The sequence below is a fragment of the Enterococcus dongliensis genome (assembly GCF_031927985.1).
Lineage (GTDB): Bacteria > Bacillota > Bacilli > Lactobacillales > Enterococcaceae > Enterococcus_A > Enterococcus_A dongliensis.
Genome location: NZ_JARPZC010000014.1, coordinates 18,589 through 41,296, shown reverse-complemented (window position 1 = coordinate 41,296; position 22,708 = coordinate 18,589). Strand labels below are relative to the sequence as shown.

Annotated in this window: 20 protein-coding genes and 1 pseudogene; 4 read left to right on the top strand and 17 right to left on the bottom strand. The window is 37.9% G+C overall.

Annotated features, from left to right (window positions below; translation table 11 throughout):
• Window positions 1–258: 258 nt before the first annotated feature.
• The 13 genes from P7D84_RS10365 to P7D84_RS10305 form a co-directional block, all read right to left on the bottom strand.
• Window positions 259–1,485 carry a DUF1015 domain-containing protein gene (locus P7D84_RS10365; protein ID WP_311806367.1) on the bottom strand — a complete coding sequence of 409 codons (1,227 nt, stop codon included), beginning with the start codon at window positions 1,483–1,485 and terminating at the stop codon, window positions 259–261.
• A complete protein-coding gene (locus P7D84_RS10360; protein WP_311806366.1) occupies window positions 1,485–2,672 on the bottom strand; it encodes a 3-phosphoglycerate dehydrogenase family protein in 1,188 nt (395 codons plus the stop codon). The genes P7D84_RS10365 and P7D84_RS10360 overlap by 1 nt, the downstream gene beginning before the upstream one ends.
• Window positions 2,673–3,755, bottom strand: a complete 1,083-nt coding sequence (gene serC, locus P7D84_RS10355; protein ID WP_311806365.1) for a 3-phosphoserine/phosphohydroxythreonine transaminase — start codon at window positions 3,753–3,755, stop codon at window positions 2,673–2,675.
• A gap of 190 nt (window positions 3,756–3,945) precedes the next feature.
• Window positions 3,946–4,314 (bottom strand): dihydroxyacetone kinase phosphoryl donor subunit DhaM, encoded by a 369-nt coding sequence (gene dhaM, locus P7D84_RS10350; RefSeq protein WP_311806364.1) that lies wholly within the window; start codon window positions 4,312–4,314, stop codon window positions 3,946–3,948.
• The gene (gene dhaL, locus P7D84_RS10345) at window positions 4,307–4,885 is read right to left on the bottom strand and encodes a dihydroxyacetone kinase subunit DhaL (protein ID WP_311806363.1); all 579 of its coding nucleotides are present in this window, start codon (window positions 4,883–4,885) and stop codon (window positions 4,307–4,309) included. The genes dhaM and dhaL overlap by 8 nt, the downstream gene beginning before the upstream one ends.
• A 105-nt stretch (window positions 4,886–4,990) precedes the next feature.
• Complete coding sequence (gene dhaK / locus P7D84_RS10340) at window positions 4,991–5,974, bottom strand: dihydroxyacetone kinase subunit DhaK (RefSeq protein WP_311806362.1); 984 nt, start codon at window positions 5,972–5,974, stop codon at window positions 4,991–4,993.
• A gap of 84 nt (window positions 5,975–6,058) precedes the next feature.
• A complete protein-coding gene (locus P7D84_RS10335; protein WP_137604174.1) occupies window positions 6,059–6,781 on the bottom strand; it encodes an MIP/aquaporin family protein in 723 nt (240 codons plus the stop codon).
• A 65-nt stretch (window positions 6,782–6,846) separates the two neighbouring features.
• Window positions 6,847–8,364 (bottom strand): glycerol kinase GlpK, encoded by a 1,518-nt coding sequence (glpK, locus tag P7D84_RS10330; RefSeq protein ID WP_311806361.1) that lies wholly within the window; start codon window positions 8,362–8,364, stop codon window positions 6,847–6,849.
• 18 nt (window positions 8,365–8,382) lie between these two features.
• The gene (gene glpO / locus P7D84_RS10325; RefSeq protein ID WP_311806360.1) at window positions 8,383–10,197 is read right to left on the bottom strand and encodes a type 1 glycerol-3-phosphate oxidase; all 1,815 of its coding nucleotides are present in this window, start codon (window positions 10,195–10,197) and stop codon (window positions 8,383–8,385) included.
• Window positions 10,198–10,505: 308 nt separating this feature from the next.
• Entirely contained in the window at window positions 10,506–12,302 is a 1,797-nt protein-coding gene (locus P7D84_RS10320) for a heavy metal translocating P-type ATPase (RefSeq protein WP_311806359.1), read from the bottom strand.
• Between the two features lie 257 nt (window positions 12,303–12,559).
• Window positions 12,560–12,961, bottom strand: a complete 402-nt coding sequence (locus P7D84_RS10315) for a VOC family protein (protein ID WP_137604170.1) — start codon at window positions 12,959–12,961, stop codon at window positions 12,560–12,562.
• Between the two features lie 166 nt (window positions 12,962–13,127).
• Window positions 13,128–13,868 carry an SDR family oxidoreductase gene (locus tag P7D84_RS10310; RefSeq protein ID WP_311806358.1) on the bottom strand — a complete coding sequence of 247 codons (741 nt, stop codon included), beginning with the start codon at window positions 13,866–13,868 and terminating at the stop codon, window positions 13,128–13,130.
• A gap of 29 nt (window positions 13,869–13,897) precedes the next feature.
• Window positions 13,898–14,464 carry a DapH/DapD/GlmU-related protein gene (locus P7D84_RS10305; protein WP_311806357.1) on the bottom strand — a complete coding sequence of 189 codons (567 nt, stop codon included), beginning with the start codon at window positions 14,462–14,464 and terminating at the stop codon, window positions 13,898–13,900.
• A gap of 107 nt (window positions 14,465–14,571) precedes the next feature.
• Between P7D84_RS10305 and P7D84_RS10300 the strand changes: the two are divergent.
• A pseudogene (locus P7D84_RS10300) lies at window positions 14,572–15,455 on the top strand (LysR family transcriptional regulator).
• Between the two features lie 59 nt (window positions 15,456–15,514).
• Here P7D84_RS10300 and P7D84_RS10295 read toward each other — a convergent pair.
• Window positions 15,515–15,805 (bottom strand): iron-sulfur cluster repair di-iron protein, ric, encoded by a 291-nt coding sequence (locus P7D84_RS10295; RefSeq protein WP_137604166.1) that lies wholly within the window; start codon window positions 15,803–15,805, stop codon window positions 15,515–15,517.
• A gap of 141 nt (window positions 15,806–15,946) precedes the next feature.
• Window positions 15,947–16,810: an AraC family transcriptional regulator gene (locus tag P7D84_RS10290; protein WP_311806356.1), complete on the bottom strand. Its 864-nt coding sequence runs from the start codon at window positions 16,808–16,810 to the stop codon at window positions 15,947–15,949.
• Window positions 16,811–17,071: 261 nt separating this feature from the next.
• On the opposite strand from P7D84_RS10290, the gene P7D84_RS10285 reads away from it, so the two are divergent.
• Entirely contained in the window at window positions 17,072–18,478 is a 1,407-nt protein-coding gene (locus P7D84_RS10285) for a DUF2142 domain-containing protein (RefSeq protein ID WP_311806355.1), read from the top strand.
• Between the two features lie 79 nt (window positions 18,479–18,557).
• On the opposite strand, the gene cysK is transcribed toward P7D84_RS10285, so the two are convergent.
• Both cysK and P7D84_RS10275 read right to left on the bottom strand, forming a co-directional pair.
• The gene (gene cysK, locus P7D84_RS10280) at window positions 18,558–19,487 is read right to left on the bottom strand and encodes a cysteine synthase A (RefSeq protein WP_311806354.1); all 930 of its coding nucleotides are present in this window, start codon (window positions 19,485–19,487) and stop codon (window positions 18,558–18,560) included.
• A 185-nt stretch (window positions 19,488–19,672) separates the two neighbouring features.
• Window positions 19,673–20,071, bottom strand: coding sequence for a prealbumin-like fold domain-containing protein (locus P7D84_RS10275; protein ID WP_311806353.1), 399 nt, complete (start codon window positions 20,069–20,071; stop codon window positions 19,673–19,675).
• A 285-nt stretch (window positions 20,072–20,356) separates the two neighbouring features.
• Here P7D84_RS10275 and P7D84_RS10270 point away from each other — a divergent pair, with 285 nt between their 5' ends.
• Both P7D84_RS10270 and P7D84_RS10265 read left to right on the top strand, forming a co-directional pair.
• On the top strand, window positions 20,357–22,222 hold the full coding sequence (locus P7D84_RS10270) for a heavy metal translocating P-type ATPase (RefSeq protein ID WP_311806352.1): 1,866 nt from the start codon (window positions 20,357–20,359) through the stop codon (window positions 22,220–22,222).
• A 76-nt stretch (window positions 22,223–22,298) separates the two neighbouring features.
• A complete protein-coding gene (locus P7D84_RS10265) occupies window positions 22,299–22,526 on the top strand; it encodes a heavy-metal-associated domain-containing protein (RefSeq protein ID WP_311806351.1) in 228 nt (75 codons plus the stop codon).
• Window positions 22,527–22,708: the final 182 nt, after the last annotated feature.

Sequence of the window (22,708 nt, the reverse complement as noted above, 5' to 3'; positions counted from 1 at the left end):
CACAAGCTTAGCTTACCATCATTTAAAGCGCTTTCGTTCTTTTTGGAGAAATTCCCATAAGAAATTTAGCTTATTATCAGGAATTCTAGGGACTTTCTAATGGATAAAAACTGAAACTAACGAAGAAATTTAATGGATCGAAACTGAGGGTAGGAAATAGGTTGATCGTGCTCAAATCACTACAATCAAAGATACCGGAAGCGTTACATTCACAAACTTATAAATCAAAAAAACTGCGACAAATTTGCCGCAGTCTCTTTATTTTGTTTCCAAATCATGTAAAAATAACCCACTCAACAGTTTTGGTTCAAACCATGTTGATTTTGGCGGCATGATTTTTTTAGCATCCGCAACGTCTAACAAATCGGTCATCTGAGTCGGATACATGGAAAAAGCTAATTTCCATTCACCAGAATCTACTAATTTTTCTAGTTCAGTTGTGCCGCGGATTCCTCCGACAAAATCAATCCGTTTATCTGTCCGAATATCATCGATTCCAAAAATATCTTCTAATACGAACTTTTGAAGTAGTGCGACATCTAGTTTTTCCACCGGATCATTGGGGACTTTCTCTGGTTTGATTCTCATTGTGTACCAAGCCGAGCCATCGTACAACTGGCAATCACCGGCTTTTGCTGGTTTTTTCAAGTCTGTTTTAGTTACTTGATAATTTTCAGCTAAACGAGCCATAAAATCAGCTGGCGGAGTTGTCTTCAAGACACGATTGTATTCCCAGATCGCCAATTCATCTTCAGGAAAAATAATCGATAAAAATTGTTCTGTCTCAGGATTTTGTTTACCTGTTTGTCTTTTTTCTAAACCGATCTTTACCGCAGATTCGGTTCGATGGTGCCCATCAGCAATGTATAAAGCATCTACTTCAGTGAACAGATTAGTCAGTTCTTCAATTGTATCAGCTTGATCAATCACCCACACACGATGAGTCACTTCATGGTAACTAACAAAATCATAAACAGGGACATGATCTTTCTGCCATTTTTTAATCGTTGTCTGAATCGCAGTCTGTGGACGATAGCTTAAGAAAATCGGACTAGTATTTGCATCGCAAGTTCGGATATGGTTCATCCGATCAATCTCTTTTTCATGACGAGTAAATTCGTGCTTTTTAATCTTTTCATCAATGTAATCACTAATTGACGTGCAAGCAACAATTCCAGTTTGACTGCGCCCTGCCATCACTAGTTCATACAAATAAAAACAGGCTTCTGTTTCTTTAAATAGCCAGCCTTTTTCTAAAAATGCCGCTAAATTTTCTTCCGCTTGTTGGTAGACCTTTTCATCATACGGAGAAAGGTCTGTAGGTAAATCGATTTCTGCTTTGTCGATATGAAAATAGCTGTAAGGATTAGCTGCCGCTAGATCGCGTGCTTCTTGCGAATTCACCACATCATAGGGCAAGGCCGCAACTTTATCTGCTAACTCTGCTTTCGGGCGAATACTTTTAAACGGATGTACTTGAACCATTAAAATTCACTCTCCTCATCTCGTTTGATCACTCGAACCCGAATAATTCCTTCATTTTCAGCTAATTTTTCAGCAATTGCTGCGATTTTTTCAGGATCAGTTTCTGCAATATCTACTAACGTATACGCATAATCATCTTGCCCTCGATTCACCATATTATCAATATTGACTTTTAAAGTAGCGATCTCAGAAGCGATCAATCCTAACATATTGGGAATATTATGATTGATAATCGTGATTCGATAAGGCGATTCAAAAGCCATTTCAACATTAGGAAAATTCACTGAACGTTTGATGACTCCGGTTTCTAAGAAGCGTTTTAAGCCACGAGCGGCCATTTTGGCACAATTGACTTCAGCTTCTTCAGTTGAAGCGCCTAAATGTGGCAAGACTGTGATTTTGTCATTGTGAAGTAATTTTTCTTCAGCAAAATCAGTCGTAAACCCAGCAATGCGATCTTCATTTACAGCCTTAACAACTGCTGCTGTGTCAACGATCTCACCACGAGCAAAGTTCATTAGTCGTGCTGTTTTTTTCATTAATAATAATTCTTCTGTGCCGATCAAATGACGAGTCTGATCAGTTAAGGGCACATGTATCGTTACAAAATCACAGTTTGTTAAAACTTCTTTCAGATACTTTGCGCGTTTTACTCGTCGAGAGATACTCCAAGCAGTATCTACTGAAACGTATGGATCATAACCGGTGACTTCCATTCCAAGACGATATGCATCATTTGCTACCATCGCACCGATTGAACCTAATCCAATCACACCCAATTTTTTTCCTTCTAGTTCTGTTCCAGCAAATTGTGCTTTTTGAGCTTCTGCTTGTTCGTCAACATTTGTACCAGTTAATGTTTGTACCCAGCTGATTCCTTGGACCATTGGTCGAACAGATAATAACAAACTGGCGATTACTAATTCTTTGACGGCGTTAGCATTCGCTCCGGGTGTATTGAAAACGACGATTCCTTTCTCTGTACATTCTTTGACTGGAATATTATTCGTGCCAGCACCGGCACGGGCGACTCCTAAGACAGATTTAGGGAAATCATAATCATGTAATTTTTGACTTCGCAAAATAATACCGTCTGGCTCTTCACTTTCGTTGATACGATAATTTTCTTGATCAAAACGCGCCATTCCTTCAGGAGCGATCGCGTTGAATGTTTTGATTTGAAACATCTATTCTCCTCCATTTTCCTTCTCAAATTTTTCCATAAACGCTATTAATGCTTCCACTCCTTCAATGGGAAAAGCATTATAAAGACTTGCCCGCATTCCACCAACCGAGCGATGCCCTTTTAAATTTTCAAACCCTTGGGCTAACGCTGCTTGATTAAACGCTTTATCTAAATCTTCATCACCAGTAATAAATGGAATATTTGTAATGGAGCGACTTTTCTTTTCTACCGGACTTTTGAACAAATGTGAATTTTCAATCGCATCATAGAATAATTGTGCTTTCTTCCGATCTTCTGCTGTGATTCCCGCAACGCCACCTTGAGCTTTCACCCATTCAAAGACCAATTTCGCAATATAGATTCCATAAGTCGGCGGTGTATTGTACAAAGAATTATTTTTTGCTTGCAAAGCATAATCTAACATCGGCGCAAAAATCGCCTTTTTATTGATTAAATCTTCACGAACAATTACTACAGTCAGTCCAGCTGGACCAATATTTTTTTGAGCACCAGCGTAGATCAACCCAAAATCTTCCACTTTGTAATCATTCGCTAAAATATTAGAAGACATGTCTGCGACCACGGGTACTTGGCCAAATGAAGGAATCTTTTCGAAAGCGGTTCCTTCTATCGTATTGTTCGTTGTAATATGCACATAAGCTGCATTTTGATCGATTGTTTTAGGTATCTCTGGGATATAGGTAAAATTTTTATCTTCACTCGAGGCAATTACTTCGACCTCTACATTATCCAACGCTTTCGCTGCACTAATCGCCTTTTTAGACCAAGATCCTGTATTGACATACAAAGCTTTTTTCCCTTGAGCCAAGTTCAACGGCACCATTGTGAATTGTAAACTTGCACCGCCTTGTAAAAATAAAACTTTGTAGTTGTCAGGAATAGCCATCAGTTCTCGCAACAAGTTCTCAGCTGTTTGGATAATCTCTTCAAACAAGGAGGAACGATGACTCAACTCCATCACCGACATGCCGCTGTTTTTATAATCAAGCATTTCGGATTGTGCGGTCTCCAATACAGCTTTCGGTAATACTGCGGGACCTGCGGAAAAATTATAAATTGTCATACTCATTCGCTCCTTCTTTAAGATGTGATGACAATTATAACAGAAGCTATTAAATGATAAAAGGTTAATTTTAAATTAATTTCAATATAATCTGTAATAATTCCAGAAAATTTTAATTCTATTTGCATAAACAATCTAATCATATCCATGAAAAAAAGGATCAATCCAAAATTGATCCTTTTCAAATTCATTATTTTATTTTCAATTCAGCCAGCTGTTTTTCTATTTCCGTTTCTGCAGCATCTGCAGCTAGTAACGCACAAGCAGTATATGCACTTTCGACCAATGCAGTATCAAACAGTGTTACTTTTTTATCCGTCATTTCCATTGCCATTTCTAGATTCATTTTAGCACTGCCGAGATCATAAAAAGCTAACAATTCATCGGCAGGATTTTCTTCAATTGCTTGTGAAATTCGCTCCATAGAAGTTCCAATCCCACCATCTTCCAGACCTCCAGCAGTTGTAATAGGAACATCTTTAGCAATTTCACCAATCAATCGTTTCAATCCGTCTGGTATTTCTTTTGTATGAGAAACTAATACTACACCTCTACTCATCAAATACACCTGCCTCAATCATTGATTCAAAGAAATAAGCTGATGACATCGCACCAGGATCAATATGTCCAATCGAGCGCTCACCGACATATGAGGCTCTACCTTTAGTTGCTTTGATATTTTTCGTTTTTTCAACTAATATTTCAATCGTTGCGGGATTCAAGGTCCCATTATTTAAATTCTCTACGGCTGGTACCCATAAATCTAACATAGTTTTTTCACCAGCTTTAGAATTTCCTCGTTTTTCAATCCCAGCAATCGCAGCCTTTAACAATAATTCTGGATCACTTGAATCTTTGCTGGCCTTCATCATCTCCATCATAGCCGTTCCATAAAGCGGACCAGATGCACCGCCTACTTTACTGATCAAAGCCATTGCTGCAGCTTTGAATACGTCCGGCAAATCACCTGATAAATCTGCAGCCATTACCGCAGTCATCCCGCGAGCCATGTTGTTTCCATGATCTCCATCACCAATCGGTGTATCTAATTCACTCAAATATTCTTTCTTAATTTGGACTTTTTCATTGAATAATTCTAAGGTTTTTCGCAAATTTTCTGGTGTAAACATAGTGGACCTCCTTGAACACTCATTTGATTGGATATCTGATCTCAATCAATGTAATTCCATTAGTCAAATAATTTTTCTCATCAAAACAATCAATTTTTTATTTCATTACCAAGCAATTGTGTGAACTGGTTCATTTAACAACCGTAAACGTTCTTCATCTAATTTGATCATCGTAATTGATGCGCCTGCCATTTCCAGAGATGTCATATAGTTTCCTACTTTGGTGAAAGTAAGTTCTAATCCTTCATCAGCAAGAATCTGTTGCGTGTCATTGAACAGAATAAATAATTCCATCAACGGCGTCGCCCCCATTCCATTGACAAACAAGCCGTATTTATCCCCTGCTTGCCAATTAAACTCTGCTTTTAATTTCCCAATAATCTCTTGAGCAATATCATGAGCTGGCTTAATCTTTTCGCGTCGATAACCGGGTTCACCATGTATTCCTACACCGAACTCCATCTCATCTTCAGCTAAGGTAAAACCTGGTTTGCCAACTTCAGGGACGGTCGCTCCGGATAATGCAATTCCGACGGTTTTAATATCTTTTACTAAGTCTTTTCCATAACTGGCTAATTCAGAAACTGATTTTCCTTCTTTTGCCATGCCGCCTAAAATCTTATGAACCAAAACTGTCCCGGCAACACCACGTCGCCCTTGAGTATACGTACTATCTTCTACTGCAATATCGTCATCTACTAAAACAGAATCTACTTGAATATCATCCATTTCAGCTAAATCTTTTGCCATATCAAAATTCATGACATCGCCAGAATAATTTTTTATAATCAATAACGTTCCTTTTCCTTTATCAGTCGCCTTGATGGCTTCATGAATTTGATCTGGAGTTGGCGAAGTGAAAACTTGACCGCACACAGCAGCACTTAACATCCCCTCACCAACAAAACCAGCATGTGATGGCTCATGTCCGCTTCCACCCCCACTGACTAATGCGACTTGGTCGTATGTATCACTGCGAGTGACCACTAAAGTTTCAGGAACTTGTTTCACATAATCTGGGTAAGCTCCTACCAATCCGTTAACCATCTCTTCTACGACATTTTTAGGATCATTGATAATTTTTTTCACTTACGATTCCTCCTAATTCTTGCAATGAATTTTTTGGATAAAAATAGAACAGGGTAATAGAAACATCCTATTACCCTTGAAAAATTACATTGGTAATGCCATAAATAACCAGGCTGCTAAAATTCCTCCAATAATCGGACCAACTACTGGTACCCAAGAATATCCCCAATCGGAATCCCCTTTATTAGGAATCGGTAAAAATGCATGAGCGATTCGTGGACCAAGATCTCGAGCGGGATTGATCGCATACCCTGTGGTTCCACCTAGTGAGAGCCCGATTACTAAAATCAAAATACCAACTGCAATTGGATTTAATCCATCACCGAATTTGCTCATTCCAAATGCCAACAACGCAAAGACCAAGACGAAAGTTCCGATGATCTCACTGATCAAGTTTGCACCTAAACTACGAATTGCCGGACCTGTTGAATATACGCCAAGAATCGTCGCTGGTTCTTTCGTTTCTTTCCAATGTGGATAGTAATGAATAAATACTAAGACTGCACCGATGATCGCTCCAATCATCTGTCCCAAGATATAAGGAACTACCATGTCCCAGCCAATTTTCCCAGCGATGGCCATCCCAATTGTAACCGCTGGATTCAGATGTGCAAATGACATATATCCTGCCGCATAAGCACCAATCGTAACTGCTGCTCCCCAGCCTAGTGTAATAGCAATCCAGCCGGCTCCTTCGGCTTTTGTCTTACGTAAGCTAACTCCTGCTACAACACCGTCACCTAGCAATACTAAGATCATCGTTCCAATGATCTCTCCAATTATCTGTGTTGACATGCTTGTATCCATGGAACATTCCTCCTTATTTTCCTAGCTATTACAGTACTAGCTTTTTTATAGAATATTAAAACGGATTAATCAGAATTTTTTTCTTTTGGACGATGTTTGTATTGCATTGTAGCTTTAACTGCTTCTTGCCAGCCTTCATAAAGATCATCTGTTTCTTCTTTTTTCATTTTTGGTTCAAAACGCTGTCCTTCTGATGCAAATTTTTTGATTTCATCAATATCTTTCCAATAGCCAACTGCTAAACCAGCTAAATATGCCACACCTAGAGCAGTTGTTTCCAAATAAGGTGCCCGTTCCACCGGTGTTTGAATGATATCGGCTTGGAATTGCATCAACATGTCATTTTTTGACGCACCGCCATCTACTCGTAATAATTTAATCTCTGTGCCCGAATCTTTAGCCATGGTTCTTACAACATCTGTCGTTTGATATGCTAACGATTCCAACGTTGCACGAATGAAATGTTCTTTGGTCGTACCGCGTGTTAGGCCAAAAATCGCTCCTCGAGCTTGTTGATCCCAATAAGGTGCTCCTAATCCTGTAAACGCCGGAACAACATAAACGTTCTCACTGCTGTCGACTCGTTTAGCATAATCTTCTGATTGAGGAGCAGATTGGAACATTCGTAACCCATCACGTAACCATTGAATAGCAGAACCTGCCACGAAAATACTTCCTTCTAACGCATAAGTTACTTTGCCATCAATTCCATAACCGATCGTAGTCAACAACCCATTTTCTGAAAGAATCGGTTTTTCACCTGTATTCATTACAATAAAGGCACCTGTTCCATACGTATTTTTTACCATGCCTTTTTCAAAAGCTAGCTGACCAACGAGTGCTGCTTGCTGGTCACCTGCCATACCGCCGATTGGAACTTGATTCCCATAAAAATGATAATCTTCAGTATGACCATAGATTTCAGAATTGGATTTTACTTCTGGTAACATTTCTTTTGGAATATCCAATAAATCTAAAATTTCTTGGTCCCATTCTAAGTCATAAATATTGTACATCATTGTTCGGCTAGCATTTGTATAGTCTGAAACATGGACTTTTCCGCCTGTTAATTTCCATACCAACCATGTATCGATTGTTCCAAATAATAATTCACCATTTTTTGCTCGTTCTCGAGAACCTTCAACATGATCTAAAATCCATTTGACCTTTGTTGCTGAGAAATAAGAATCGATCAATAGACCCGTTTTTTTCTGGATCATCTCCGAGTGCCCTTGTTCCTTTAATTCATCAGCAATTTCACTCGTTTGTTTTGATTGCCAAACAATCGCATTGTAGATAGGATGGCCGGTTTCTTTTTCCCAAATAACTGTTGTTTCACGTTGGTTAGTGATCCCGATTCCTTCGATTTGATTTGGGCGGAAGCCGCCTTCGATTAACGCCCCAGCAATAACGGATTGAACCGAATTCCAGATTTCATTGGCGTCATGTTCCACCCAGCCTGGTTTTGGAAAATGTTGAGTAAATTCTTTTTGCGAAGAACTGACTTCTTTACCAGCTTTGTCAAAAATGATTGCTCGACTTGATGTTGTCCCTTGATCGATCGACATGATATATGAATCCATGTTCCCACTCCTCTTATATTATAATTTTTGTTGCTTTTTTAAATCCATTAATTGTGTTTCTCTGATTTGTTGGTCTAACTCTGTTTGATATGCCTCTTTCATTGTTAGATTCCAAGCAAAATATTCAGCCATTGCATCGACAACAGCATCTTTAATTTCCATCAAACGATGGCTGATAAATAACATGTAATTGGTTCGGCGCAACAGATAATCAACTGGTGTCAGCGTCATCTCAGCATCCATGGCATAACGTAATGCCATCGATTCTGCTAACGTTAATCCCTTAAACGATCCTTGATCCTTCAGTGCAAAAACTTTTGGCGCATTCGAGCCGTAAAGTTCGGCAATATATTGGCTATCTTCCGTACTCAATCCTTGTTTTTCACCTTCTAAGGTAATTTTTTCTAATTCTTCTTCCACTTTTTCTGGGTCGAATCGTCCGCCGGAAACCGGATAATTTTCCGAATCAATCAGCTGAAAGTTTTGATCAGGCAATAAAGAAATAATCTTTTTCATTGCCCCAGCAGCCATTAATCGGTAATCTGTTAGTTTTCCACCAGATAGTATCAACAAACCATCTTCAGCGACAGTCAAATCGCTACCGCGAGAAACGGCTGATGGATTGTCGTCAGGCTCTTCTTTTGCTGCTGCAACAATCGTTTTTTCTACTTTAGGACGTGATTGCTTCCCATCAGCGTAATCTTTTGCTGCTTGAATGATTTTTTCAAAATTAGCGTCACTGATTTTTTCTTTTTTCGTTCCATTATAATCACCGGAAGCATCGCTGATTAGTGGTCGCAGCCCTGCCCAAGCAGCTTCGATATCATGAATCGTTAGATCAACCTCTGGATAACGACGATTCACGATTTTCAATAAATAATCAACATCTTCTTTTTCCACCCTTGGATGGTCATAATCTCCTTGATAATCCGTATCTGTTGTCCCAAAATACGTCTTATTCTCTCGCGGGATGACAAAAATCATCCGTCCATCATTTTCTCCAGTATCGAAATAGGTTGGCTGAGGAACTTTTAGTTTCTCCCCATCTACAACTAAGTGTACGCCTTTAGTCGGCCGCATATGCGGCTTGTGATCGATTTTTTGATCTAGTTTTTTAACAATATCTGACCATGGACCAGCGGTATTGATCACCAGGCGACTATTGATTGTTATCGTTTGATCATTTAATAAATCCTTCGCTCTTACTCCAGATACCTGACCTGCTTCATCATGGAGTATTTCTTCTACTTTCATCCGACTAACTGCGATAGCCCCATCAGCTACTGCTTGTTTGATATTTTCAATCACTAAGCGCGCATCGTTGTTGCGATAATCCAAGTAAACACCGCCGCCTAATAATCCTTCTGATTCAAGTTGCGGCTCTCGTTCTAGAATTTCTGCCTTACTCAACATATAATTTGCATAACGTCCGCCTGTAATTCCTGCTAAATGATCGTAAAGATCCATCGCTATCTTGACAGAGAACAGATTAAAAGTTGAGCCAGGCTCATCAAAGATCGGTAAAATCATTGGATCTGCTTTAGGAATATGCGGAGCGATTTTTTGAATGATCGCTCGTTCACCCACCGTATCTGAAACGACTTCAACATCAAATGTCTTGAGATACCGAATCCCGCCATGGACCAGTTTAGTTGATCGCGAAGAGGTGCCTTCAGCAAAATCCTGCATCTCCACTAACGCCACAGACAGACCGGAAGCTGCAGCTTGTAGCGCCACTCCTGCTCCTGTGATCCCTCCGCCAATGATTACTAAATCAAAGGTCTGATCACTCAATTTTTGAATCAGTTTTGTTCGTTCTCGAAAAGAAAACATGCGTAAACACCTCATTCTTTCAAATTGATTTATTTCCAAAATTGAAAAATTACTCCAATACTGAGTTGGTTAATTTTACGTATGGTCGGTAAGTTTTTTAAAACTACCCAAAAATAATCAATCAAACTTATAAAAATAGTGTATCATAACGAAAAAGCGCTTTTAAAGTATTGTTACTTGAATAAGTAGGATAACTAACATTATTTTGCTGATTCGTTGCTTCTTTGTTATATTTTTCAGTTATTTTATTTATCGAACATAATTTTTTACAATAAAAAAATCCGCAAAATTTTGCGGATTCATAATTTTTATTTATCTTTTCGTGCTCGTAAAGCAGATAAGATTGAAACAGTATCGATTACTTCTTGTAAAGCCGCACCTAATAATGCTGGAATTACGCCCGTACTTGCGATTAACATCAAAATCACACAAATAATCAATCCAATCAATACTGATTGACGAGCGATTCGCATGGTATCTTGGGATAATCGAATTGCCGCTGAAACGCGGCTTAAATCATCTTTTAAAATTACTGCATCTGCACTTTCACTAGCCGCTGTTGAACCATGAGCTCCCATCGCGATTCCAATATCTGCAACCGCCAAAGCTGGTGCATCATTGACTCCATCTCCAACCATAACGACTGGACGATCTTCTTCTACTAATGTTTTTAAAACAGTTATTTTTTCTTCCGGCAAACAATCCGCGTGGACTTCTGAAATCCCTACTTGATTTGCGATTTGATTCGCAATAGATTGATGATCACCAGTCAGCATGATCGTTTTTTTGATTCCTAAGCTATTTAGTTCTGTAATCGTCTCTGCTGATTCTTCGCGAACAATATCTGTAAACGTGATGTAGCCGATGTATTGATCAGCGAGTGAGACATAGACAGCTGTTTTCTCATTACTTAATTCATGCGCGGAACCAGCAAAAGCAGCTTTGCCGACCCGAATCATTTTACCATTGACTTGTGCTTGGATTCCTTGACCAGTGATTTCTTCTAAATCACTTACTGGAAATAGCGCAATTTTATTGGCTTTTCCATAAGCGACTAAGGAACGAGCTAAAATATGACTAGATTCTTGTTCAGCACTTGCTGCATAGGTAATCAACTCTTCTTTAGAAAAATCAGTCGATTCAATATGGATCTCTTCAACTGAAAGACTGCCTTTGGTCAAAGTTCCAGTTTTATCAAAAGCTATACTTTTTGCACGAGCAAGTTTCTCAATGGTGGTTCCAGTTTTAACCACAATTCCATTCCGGCTTGAACGACTCATTCCCGCAACTAAGGCAACTGGTGCTGCTAAAATCAACGGACAAGGAGAAGCTACGACTAAAACTTCAGCAAAACGAACAGGATCTTTTGAAACAAACCAAGCGACTCCTCCAATTACATAAGCTGTGATCGTAAAAGGAACCGCATAACGATCCGCTAATCGAACAAAGTGAGCAGGTTTGGCTTCAGATTCTTTTACTAATTTTACCAAAGTTTGGTATTGACTATCCTTTGCAGCTTTTGTCACCTTCATGCGAAGTGCTGCATCACCATTGACCGAACCAGACATCAACTCATCATTGATCCTCTTTTCAATCGGCTTGGATTCTCCTGTTAGCGAAGACTCATCTACAAACGATTCACCCGCAATGATTCGACCGTCGACTGGAACTAATTCACCCGGTTTAATCAAGACTAGATCATCTACTTGAACTTCATCAACAGCTAACTCACTGATTTTTTCTCCATCGATTCGATGAGCAACCTGCGGTGAGTTATCTAAAAGTGATCGCAATTCTCGACTCGCTTGATGACTAGCATAATCTTCTAAACTATCACCACCTGTCAACATAATCAAAACGACTAGGCTCGCCCAATAATCACCTACTAATAATGTAGCTAAGATAGCTGTAACCGCTAAAATATCTATTCCATATTTTCCAGAGCGTAATGTTTTGATCATACCGATCAGCATAGAAATCGTCATGATACCACCAATAATCGAAACCAACCAAAAGGCCCACTGACTTTGATGGAATCCAAATTCAAAAATCAATGCCACGATTCCAACCATCACTGTTAATAAGAGTTTTTTTATATTACTCATCTCTTTCGCCTCCATTTTTCTTCATTATTAGATTAGCACTCACATAATCTAATTGAAAATGATAGTATCTAAACGAGAAAGATAATCATTAACAGCTGGAAAACGCCCTTTTGTTTTTATAATAATTATAATTAAAACAAAAAAATAGTAGATTGCCGTCATTTGACCAAGAAAATTAGTTCTACTCCATTATTTTAATAAATTTTTGTTGTAGGATAGTCAAAAAAGACCACGATGTTAACATCGTGGTCTTTTTATTAAGATGTTTTCATCCAGATTGGTTCAAGTTGATTGCCGTCTGGATCTAATACTTCCAAACTAAACATTTGCTCTTCTGGGATTCCCATATCAACAGAAAAATAGTCACCACCATTTGCTTTAGCTGCTTCTGCAATTTTTTTTACTACATCAGCATTTTCTACTAAAAAGGCGGTCAGTACACCACTTTGGCTTGTTGTATCCGTAATTTCTTTATTTCTAAGAAACTGACGATAAAACTCATGATCTAGTACCATAATCGAAAAAGCATCATCCCATACCATAGAACTGGCATGTTCATCGGAGAATTCTTGATTCTTCTTAAATCCTAGTTTTTCATAAAATTCAGTCGAAGCTTGCACGTCTTTCACAGGAAAATTAACAAATACCGTCGTTGACAATTTGTTCACCCCCTTGAATTTTCATTCATTATGCAAGAATCGTGAAGATAAAGCAAAGAAAGCGCTTGTACAAAGTGTAACGAGTACCTGCTAGTATGGTAGTTACTCTTTTACCTTTCATTGAATTTTATTACTAGAAAAACGATTAGTCTAACTATATTTTAGTTTAAATACTTTGTTTGGCTGGACGCAACAAGACTTCACTGATTGTTACGTGTTCTGGTTGTTCAATTGCATACAATACCGCTTGAGCGACATCTGCTGAGGCCAAGCTGAATCCTGCTTTTCCAGCAGTTTCTCTTAATGCCTTTTCAGTCGTTGCATCCCCTACAGTATCAAATAATTCTGAAGATACCATTCCTGGCGAGATAATCGTAGAGCGGATACCGTTGGATAATTCTTCTTGACGCAATCCTTCCATGATTGCTCGCACGGCATATTTGGTTCCATTATAAACAGCAGACCCTGGATAAACAACATGTCCAGCAACGGAATCTGTTGAAATAATCAAACCCGACTGTTGTTTTTGCATAATAGGTAAGACCGCTCCGATTCCATTTAATACGCCCATAATATTAATATCGAGCATTTTTTGCCAGCTAGCATATTCCAACTTGGCCAGATTTCCTTGTGGCATAATACCAGCATTATTGTACATTACATCGATTCGTCCAAATTTTTCAATCGTCAAATCAATTACTTTTTGTACTTGTTGACGATCAGTTACATCAGCTTTTTGATAAAAAACCTGGTCTCCTAGACTATCTGCTAAAGTTTTGATACGTTCCTCTCTTCGTGCTGCCAAAACGAGTTTTACCCCTTTACTAGCTAATAATTTTGCCGTTGCTTCCCCGATACCAGAAGAAGCCCCCATAATAATCATTACTTTATTTGAAAGTTCAGTCATTTTTTTCCTCATTTCTACTAGTGATTTATCTAGTAACTTATTTCTTTGATTATTGTAGCTGGCGAACCAGCTACAATCACATTATCTGGTACATCTTTAGTAACCGTCGCATCTGCGGCAATAATTGCATTTTTACCTACAGTTACTCCGGGGAGAATCGTGACGTTAGCACCTAACCAAGCATTTTCTTTGATTTTAACAGCTGCCACAGATAGCCCGCGCCTTTTTTTTGGATCCACAAGATGATTTACTGTGATAATCCGACACATCGGACCGATTAATACATGATCTTCGATTTCAATCCCGCCTAAATCAACAAATGTAACGTTCTGATTAATAAAAATATGTTTGCCAAATGAGGTATGTTTGCCAAAATCTGTATAAAACGGTTGCGAAACCTCCACAGATTCATCAAGCATTTTCCCTGTGATTTTCCCCAAATACATTCGTATTTCTTTAGGACTATGATATTCTCCATTCATTTTCATCAGCAGTTGTTCATTATTGGCTTTTAATAAATGAATCTCATCATAGATGGCAGAACCAGGCAAGATTTCAATGCCCTGAATTTTTTCAAGTAATTCCTGTTTTGCCAACTTATCGACCTCCTTTATTTGATGATTCCAGTATACTTCGTTATACTTACAATAAAAAATACTTATATAGAATAGTTAGCTATCGTTTTTAGTTATAGGAGGATATGATGGATTTACGCGTATTAAATTACTTTTTAACAGTGGCTCAAGAAAAAACTATTAGCAAAGCAGCTGAAGTCTTGCATCTTTCTCAGCCCACCTTGTCGAAACAATTAAAAGATTTGGAAGAAGAATTAGGTGTCCAACTTTTTATTCGAGGAAATCGTGAAATCTCACTGACTGAAGACGGTGTCTATTTACAAAATCGTGGAAAAGAAATCCTAGCATTAGTCGATACAACGACTGCAAATCTTAAGAAAAATGAAGTCATCGGTGGAGACATTCTCATCGGCGGCGGCGAATCTCAAGCCTTCCAGGTTTTGGCTACTGTATTAAATGACCTAATGAAAACCTACCCCGACATCAATGTTCATCTGTATAGCGGCAATGCCGATGACGTAAAAAATAAAATCGATAAAGGACTTTTAGATTTTGGTCTAGTAATCGATCCAGTTGAAAAACAAAAATATGAATACATTTCCCTACCGGTCTCAGATTGTTGGGGAATCTTAGTCAATAATCATCATGAGCTAGCAAAAAAACGGCCGTAACTCCCCAAGATCTAAAAAATCAAGCGTTGCTGATTTCTAGTCAAACACTGGTTAATAATCAACTGTCTGACTGGTTAGGCGAAAGTTTAAGCAATTTTCATGTAGTCGGCAGTTACAATTTGCTTTATAATGCCTCTTTATTGGTCAAAGAAGGAACTAGTCTCGCTTTTTGTATCGACGGAATCATTAATACAAACAACAGCGGTCTGACCTTTGTCCCACTGTCGCCCGCTCTCACCTCAAAAATCCGTCTTATTTGGAAAAAGAAACAAATCTTCTCAAACGCTGCCTCACTTTTTCTTAAGCAGTTAATACAATTAACTGAAGGACAAAGCAGATAAACTATCCCTATTCACTTATTAATTACAAAAAAATACAGCCTACATAGGCTGTATTTCACTCATTTTTGATTTAATTGATCGGCTTCGGCTAGCATTGTATAGGTTGCTTCGAATGTTTGACAAACATCAGAAGGAATCTCATAGTTATTCGTAGTTTCTCGTAACTGTTCGAATTCTGTGTCTAAGTTTACTTCAGATCCTTCATTTTGCAGCTGATCCCAAATAGTATCGTAAATTTTTTTCACTTCAAATACCTCTGGATGATTTGCTCCGTGTGCACGGGTAATCGCTGTGGTATAAAGGGCTAGTTTTTCTCGATTTTCATTTAAATAGCTACTAATTTTTGACATGTCCGTTCCTTCTTTCTCATTCAACTGCTGAGAAGTTTTTCTTCTCTACAGTTCAAAGTATAGAACGAATCATTTCTAAAAAAATTGATAGTTATCAAGTTTCATCCATTTATTTTTTATTAAATAGTCTTTACAAATCAACTAATTCTTCTTTTTTACGGCTAACCAAATCTCGCTATAACAATTTTCTAAACCGTCGCTAAAATTGGTAAATGAGATTTCTGGTGCTTGAACGAGTTCATAGTCAGAAGATGGCAACCATTCTGAATAAATTTCCCCCCAAGTATCTTGCAACGTTTGTGGAAATGGTCCTTTATTAGGAAAGACCGCCCACGTTTGTTTGGCTATCTTTAATTGTGTCAAATCAGCGAACTGATTTTCTTGGGTCGTAGCAAAGCCTATAAAATGAGTCAATTCCCCTTTTTCTTCCATTCGTTCCTCACCAAAAGTATAAGATGCATTGATAACTTGTTTTGGGTATAAATCACCTAATTTATGCATTTCAGTCTTTTGTTTTTCTGTAATCGATTGTGCCAATTCTTGAATCGCATTGTTCACTCCTTCAAATTGGATCGGTACTCGCTTAGAAACACCTACCAAATTGAACGCATCTTTTTCTTCAATTTTAAAATCCATTGAAACTCCTCCTTTAACATCTATATAAAATGAGCATCGAGGAAAAGATTTTTGTTGACGATTTTTAATGACCTCTGATGGTAAATATCCCGACCATTCACGAAAAGCTCGTGAGAAACCTTCTACTGATTGGTATCGATACTTAAAGGCAATATCTGTCACTGATTCACCGCGGACTAACTCCTCATTTGCCAGCGCCAGACGACGAATTTTGATATAGTCAATCAAGGATAACCCCGCGATAAAAGAAAACGTTCGTTTTAAATGATATTCCGATATCCCAATCGTTTTAGCCGCTTCGGCCAATGAAATTTCTTGGGTTAAGTGTTCTTCAATATAATCCATCAATCGATTCAAATCTTGAATCATTTCCTCACCTCATTTATATAGTAATCATACACAGGATTTTCTATGGCTACTTGATAAATATCAGTCCAATAATGTCGATTGTATCATATTGAAAGTAGCTCTGATCAGCAGAGAATCAAATACATTATGAACTATATAAGTAGCCGTTTAAATAAATGACTTATTCGGTTTTATTTCTATAAAATAATAGGTATAATTAGATGATTGAGTATCAAGTTAGGAGAGATTCTAATCGAAAAAATATTAGCTGGGGATTTCAGAATGATTGCGCGACTAAAAAAAATACCTTTTCCAAATAAACTATTTTTAGTACTAGCATTAGTCTTTGGGCTACTAATGATCAAAACTGTCCCTCCCTTACAAGCACCCGATGAAGTAGGGCATTTCGCTAAAGCTGTTGCTTTTTCTGAATTCAAAATTCAACCGAAATTTTTTTCAAATGAGTCCCACGAAAAGACAAGAACAAATAAAAAAAATTGGAATACTTTTGGATTCAAACTCCCAAAAGAAATAAAAAGTATGAATTCATATAGTCTGGATAAAGCTGGAAAGTATGAAAAGCCTCCCTATCATTATATCCATAACAAGAAAGCTAATAAAGAAGGACGTGAGTGGGTTCCTACTGGCGGGATCACAAACTATCATTTTTTTAGTTATCTTCCTCAAATCATCGGAATCTCCTTTGGAAAAGTACTAGGAAAACCTATAATTGAACAGTACTATGCGGCACGCTATTTTAATTTGATTGCATATATCGTAATCGTCTCTTTCGCGATTTGGAAATTTCCCTTTTCAAAATTAGGTGCCACTGTTTTAGCACTTAATCCTATGGCTTTATTCTTAGCCTCATCAACATCTGGGGATGGTATGATCATCGCTGTCAGCTTTTTATTTATTGCTTGGCTCTTAAGCCTGATCAAAAAACAGACAATTTCTAATCCGATGCTTTTATTCAGTGGATTTTTAATGGTCGTTTTAGTCTTAATGAAACCAACTCTGATTACATTAGGACTGCTTTTCTTTTTGATACCTAACAAATCATTTAATCCTAAACGAAAAGCTGTCTGGGGCATTGCGATTTTTATAGCCAGTATCTTCTTTTATGTTACTTGGAATAAACTCATGATTGATCAACAGACGCTCTATCGTGATTTTGCCAATCCTGGTAAACAATTAACCTTGTTTTTAAAAAAACCAGCAATCTTTTTTGATAATTTTCACGAAAATTATTTATTTGGGATAAAAGGCGATGACATTATTTATTCTTTTGTCGGTAATTTTGGATTATTAGATACTCCATTAGGATTGCATTGGATCATAGTGTACATTATTAGCTTTATTTTAGCCGCTCTTGTGCAAGAGGAAAAATCGACCTTAGCTATTCATCAACGTGTGATCTTAATAACTATGCTGGTTGCTTACACATTTTTGACCTTCTTTGCTTTATATCAAATTTGGAACAAGGTTGGTCGAACAGACGCCATTGAAGGTGTCCAAGGACGCTATTTTATCCCAGTAAGCTTATCGATTATTCCTTTATTCTCTAGTAAAGAAAAACTCTTGAATATAAAACCAGTGAAAATAAACATGATTGTCTCAGGTTTATTGTTCCTAGTATTAGTTGCAACAATCGTCATCCTTACCACACGGTATCCCACAACTTTTTGATTTCAAAACAACCCATCTGCTAAATCTAAAAAAGCCCAATCAGCATTGCTGATTGGGCTAAAATTCAATAAAAGAAAGTTTATTGCTCAAATTGATACAAGGTTGTAGACAAGTAACGTTCCCCGTTATCTGGAACAATCGCCACTACTTTTTTATCTGGACCTAATTCTTTAGCTACTTGAATAGCTGCCTGAATAGCTGCACCGGCAGAGATTCCTACTAAGATTCCTTCTTTTGCAGCAACTTCTCTCGCTGTTTGCAATGCTACGTCACCAGATACAGGAAGAATCTGATCGTAAATAGTTGTATCTAATATCTCTGGGACAAAGCCTGCTCCGATTCCTTGGATTTTATGTGGAGAATGTGCGCCACCTCTTAAAACAGCAGATTCTTCTGGTTCTACTGCATAAACTTTTAAATTAGGATATGCTCGTTTTAATTCTTGTCCGGTACCTGTGATTGTTCCGCCGGTACCGACACCTGCAACAAATGCATCAATCCCTGTATTTCCAAAAACTTCTTGAATCTCTTTGGCAGTTGTTTCACGGTGTGCTACCACATTGGCTGGATTATTGAATTGTAAAGGCATGAAGAAGCCATCTTGACTAGCTAATTCTGTTGCTTTAGCGATTGCTCCTTTCATTCCATCAGCTCCAGGCGTCAACACCAATGTTGCTCCATATGCTTGGATAAGTTTTCTTCGCTCAGTACTCATCGTATCTGGCATTACAATGATGACTGGATAGCCTTTTGCCGCACCTACCATCGCCAAGCCTACACCGGTATTCCCGCTAGTAGCTTCAACAATTGTATTCCCCGGTTTTAATTCTCCATTTTTCTCAGCAGCCTCGATCATGTTTAACGCGATTCGATCTTTTACACTGCCACCAGGATTGAAAAATTCTAGTTTTACATAAACCTCTCCGCTATTTTCTGGTACCAGTTTGTTTAATTTTACAATGGGTGTTTCTCCAATTAGTTCTGAAATTGATTGATAAATTTTTCCCATTTTGATCTCCTCCGTCTTCAACTACTTATTGTTCAGTATACTAACTATACCTGTACAGTAATGGTTTTGACTAATGCTAATTTCCAATGACTATCCATTGATTTTAGTTATAGATACTAAGATTCTTTAGTTTTTATATGACTAAAAGGACAATCATTTTGGAAAAATCACCCTATAATTTCAGCTTAAATCTTTTTGATTAAACAGTAGCCGTCTTCATTAATCAAGACAAATATTCCCTTTTGTTTCAATTTAAGATCAAATTGTTTGGCTTTGACACTCTTCACGTAGATGAATAAATCGACCGCTTTACTTTGCAGACGATACCGTCCTCCTCTCAAATCAGGAAATGCAACTAATCCTTCCTCAACGGTAAAAGCAAAATCAGAATTTGGTACTACATAACCATCTGGTGCGACTGTTTCATGTAAATAGTAAGTACCATATTTTAGCCTATTAATATCAAATTCACCTGGTGTTTCAGAGTTTAGTGCTGCAGAAGTTCGTTCTACTTTTTTTATGACTACCTCTTTCTTCTTCCGGAACTTCATCTGATCATGCGTATTTATAGTCTTTTTTCGCATCACTTGTTTCCTCAAATATACAGGTTCATCAGAATTATCATTCTCTACTTTATTAACTTAAAATGTTGCTCCAGCAAGTTTTTTATTAAACTGTAGTGACGACCTTCATGAAATGTGCGCAAACAGCTCAATGTTCTTCTTATTTATCAATCTCTTTTATAGTATTCAATTAAAACAAGAGTAGTTTTGCTGATTTTTTACCAAACTTGATATTGGTCAATTTTTTATCAATAGAACCGCCCTATACTATGTCTTGTAAGAACGAAAGAGAAAAGAGGAAAAAAAATGAAAGTTCAAAAGTGGATCCAAGATCATAGTAACCACATTACTGTTTTATCAGCCATTTTGATTGCCTTAGGATTTGTTGGGAAAATTGCTGGTGTCATCCTTTTATACAAAATAGCATTGGCTGTAGCTTCTATCATCGCTGTGATTCCAATTGCGATTCATGCGTATCAAGCAGTCAAAGTCAAAGTCATCTCGATTGATTTATTAGTTACCATCGCTGTAATCGGTGCATTCATCATTGGTGAATACAATGAATCGGCCATTGTCACTTTCTTATTTTTGTTTGGAAGTTACTTAGAACAAAAAACATTGACTAAAACAAGAGAATCCATCAAAGCGCTAACAGAGATGGCTCCCACTACTGCTAGTGTCCTACAAGCAGATGGTACGACTGAAGAAGTAGCAATCGACGATGTGGAAGAAGGCGATGTCGTTTTAGTAAAAACTGGCGGTGCAATTCCCGTCGATGGACAAGTTGTTGATGGAAAAGGTTATGCAGATGAAGCCGCGGTCACGGGTGAATCTAAACAAGTCGTGAAGATGGCTGGCGATGAAGTTTTCTCTGGAACGATCTTAGCCGATGGTTTTTTGAAAATCGAAGCAACCAAAGTCGGTGACGATACGACCTTTGCAAAAATCATTGAATTGGTCGAAGAAGCACAAGATACCAAATCACATGCTGAAAAATTTATCGACCGCTTTTCACAATACTATACGCCTGCTGTATTATTCATTGCGTTGATCGTCGGTTTGATAAGTCGTGACTTTCGTTTAGCTATCACTGTATTAGTGCTTGGTTGCCCTGGGGCTTTAGTTATTGGGGCACCTGTTTCGAATGTTGCAGGTATTGGTAATGGGGCAAAACGCGGGATTTTAGTCAAAGGCGGCGAAGCGATGGATACTTTTTCTAAAATCGATACTTTCGTCTTTGATAAAACCGGTACATTAACGAAAGGTACGACTGCTGTTTCTACTATCAAAAATTATACGACAGATGAAAAACTGAGTTTAGCCTTAGTTGCCCGCTTAGAAATGTTATCTGATCACCCGCTTGGTCGTGCCGTAATTAATTACGCCACTGAAAAAAAACTGGCCTTTCAACAATTAACAATCCAAAACAACCAGACCATTAAAGGTCAAGGAATTGTAGCTGAAATTGATGGTCATGAAGTTTGTGCTGGTAATGCTAAATTGATTGCGACCCATAATCTTTCGTTGACACCGCAACAAGAACAAGATCTGCTCCAATTACAAAAAAACGGCAGCTCTATTATCATAGTAGTGATCGATAAAAAAATCACTCAAATCATTGGTGTCTCCGATATCATTCGCCCAGAAGTTGCAGAACAACTCGCTCGTTTGAAACAAGCTGGTGCAAAACACTTGGTGATGTTGACAGGTGATAACCAAATCACTGCTGAATATGTAGCTAATGTTTTAGGAATCGATGAAGTTCACGCTGAGTTATTACCAGATGAAAAAGTACAATTTGTCAAAAAATTCCAAGATCAAGGTCGCCGTGTTGCCTTTGTTGGAGATGGAATCAATGATTCTCCTTCTTTAGCTACTGCAGATATTGGAATCGCTATGGGATCAGGAACCGATGTTGCTATTGAGACCAGTGATGTTGTCTTGATGCAATCAAGCTTTGAAGCCTTGGTTCACGCTTACCGTCTAGCTAAGAAAACTGTGCTGAATACTCGTGAAAACGTTGTGATTGCGATTGGTGTCGTTTTATTCTTACTCATTGGTTTGTTTGCCGGCTTTATCTACATGGCTAGTGGTATGTTCGTTCATGAAGCAAGTATTTTGGTAGTAATTTTTAATGCTATGCGTCTACTGTATTTTGGACACAAAAAATAGAGAAAACTTGATAAAAATCAATTTTTTCCCACGAGTTACGCCTTATAATAAACAAAAGAAGAAAGGAAGAATCATTATGAAAAAGATTATTATGCAATTAGATACGCTATCTTGTCCAAGCTGTATGCAAAAAATTGAGCATGCTGTTTCTCAACTACCTGGTGTCAGTGATACAAAAGTTTTATTTAACGCCAGCAAGATTAAGGCAAATTTCAATCCAGAAGAAGTTAGTCCAGAACAATTATCTGCTGTTGTTGAAAAATTAGGTTATGGCGTTCAATCAACAAAAGTAAAAGAAGCATAGTTTGATGTAGTACCCTTCCCCATGAAACTACGTTAGAAAACAACTGCTATAAAAATGTTCAGTGACACGAAACAGGAACTTGTGCTCACAAATAAAACAGAAGCGTCTACAGATATTGAAAAATTATCTGTAGACGCTTTTTACATATTCCCATTTCTATTCTAAAATACTGCCCTCCCTCT

Bases quoted from the DNA above. Each gene is read 5' to 3' on its own strand.
- P7D84_RS10265 (WP_311806351.1), top strand. From the start codon at position 22,299: ATGAAAAAGATTATTATGCAATTAGATACGCTATCTTGTCCAAGCTGT.
- serC (WP_311806365.1), bottom strand. From the start codon at position 3,755: ATGACAATTTATAATTTTTCCGCAGGTCCCGCAGTATTACCGAAAGCT.
- P7D84_RS10285 (WP_311806355.1), top strand. From the start codon at position 17,072: ATGATTGCGCGACTAAAAAAAATACCTTTTCCAAATAAACTATTTTTA.
- P7D84_RS10295 (WP_137604166.1), bottom strand. From the start codon at position 15,805: ATGTCAAAAATTAGTAGCTATTTAAATGAAAATCGAGAAAAACTAGCC.
- P7D84_RS10335 (WP_137604174.1), bottom strand. From the start codon at position 6,781: ATGGATACAAGCATGTCAACACAGATAATTGGAGAGATCATTGGAACG.
- cysK (WP_311806354.1), bottom strand. From the start codon at position 19,487: ATGGGAAAAATTTATCAATCAATTTCAGAACTAATTGGAGAAACACCC.
- P7D84_RS10365 (WP_311806367.1), bottom strand. From the start codon at position 1,485: ATGGTTCAAGTACATCCGTTTAAAAGTATTCGCCCGAAAGCAGAGTTA.
- P7D84_RS10320 (WP_311806359.1), bottom strand. From the start codon at position 12,302: ATGAGTAATATAAAAAAACTCTTATTAACAGTGATGGTTGGAATCGTG.
- glpK (WP_311806361.1), bottom strand. From the start codon at position 8,364: ATGGATTCATATATCATGTCGATCGATCAAGGGACAACATCAAGTCGA.
- P7D84_RS10290 (WP_311806356.1), bottom strand. From the start codon at position 16,810: ATGATTCAAGATTTGAATCGATTGATGGATTATATTGAAGAACACTTA.
- P7D84_RS10270 (WP_311806352.1), top strand. From the start codon at position 20,357: ATGAAAGTTCAAAAGTGGATCCAAGATCATAGTAACCACATTACTGTT.
- P7D84_RS10360 (WP_311806366.1), bottom strand. From the start codon at position 2,672: ATGTTTCAAATCAAAACATTCAACGCGATCGCTCCTGAAGGAATGGCG.
- dhaM (WP_311806364.1), bottom strand. From the start codon at position 4,314: ATGAGTAGAGGTGTAGTATTAGTTTCTCATACAAAAGAAATACCAGAC.
- P7D84_RS10275 (WP_311806353.1), bottom strand. From the start codon at position 20,071: ATGCGAAAAAAGACTATAAATACGCATGATCAGATGAAGTTCCGGAAG.
- dhaL (WP_311806363.1), bottom strand. From the start codon at position 4,885: ATGTTTACACCAGAAAATTTGCGAAAAACCTTAGAATTATTCAATGAA.
- P7D84_RS10310 (WP_311806358.1), bottom strand. From the start codon at position 13,868: ATGACTGAACTTTCAAATAAAGTAATGATTATTATGGGGGCTTCTTCT.
- glpO (WP_311806360.1), bottom strand. From the start codon at position 10,197: ATGTTTTCTTTTCGAGAACGAACAAAACTGATTCAAAAATTGAGTGAT.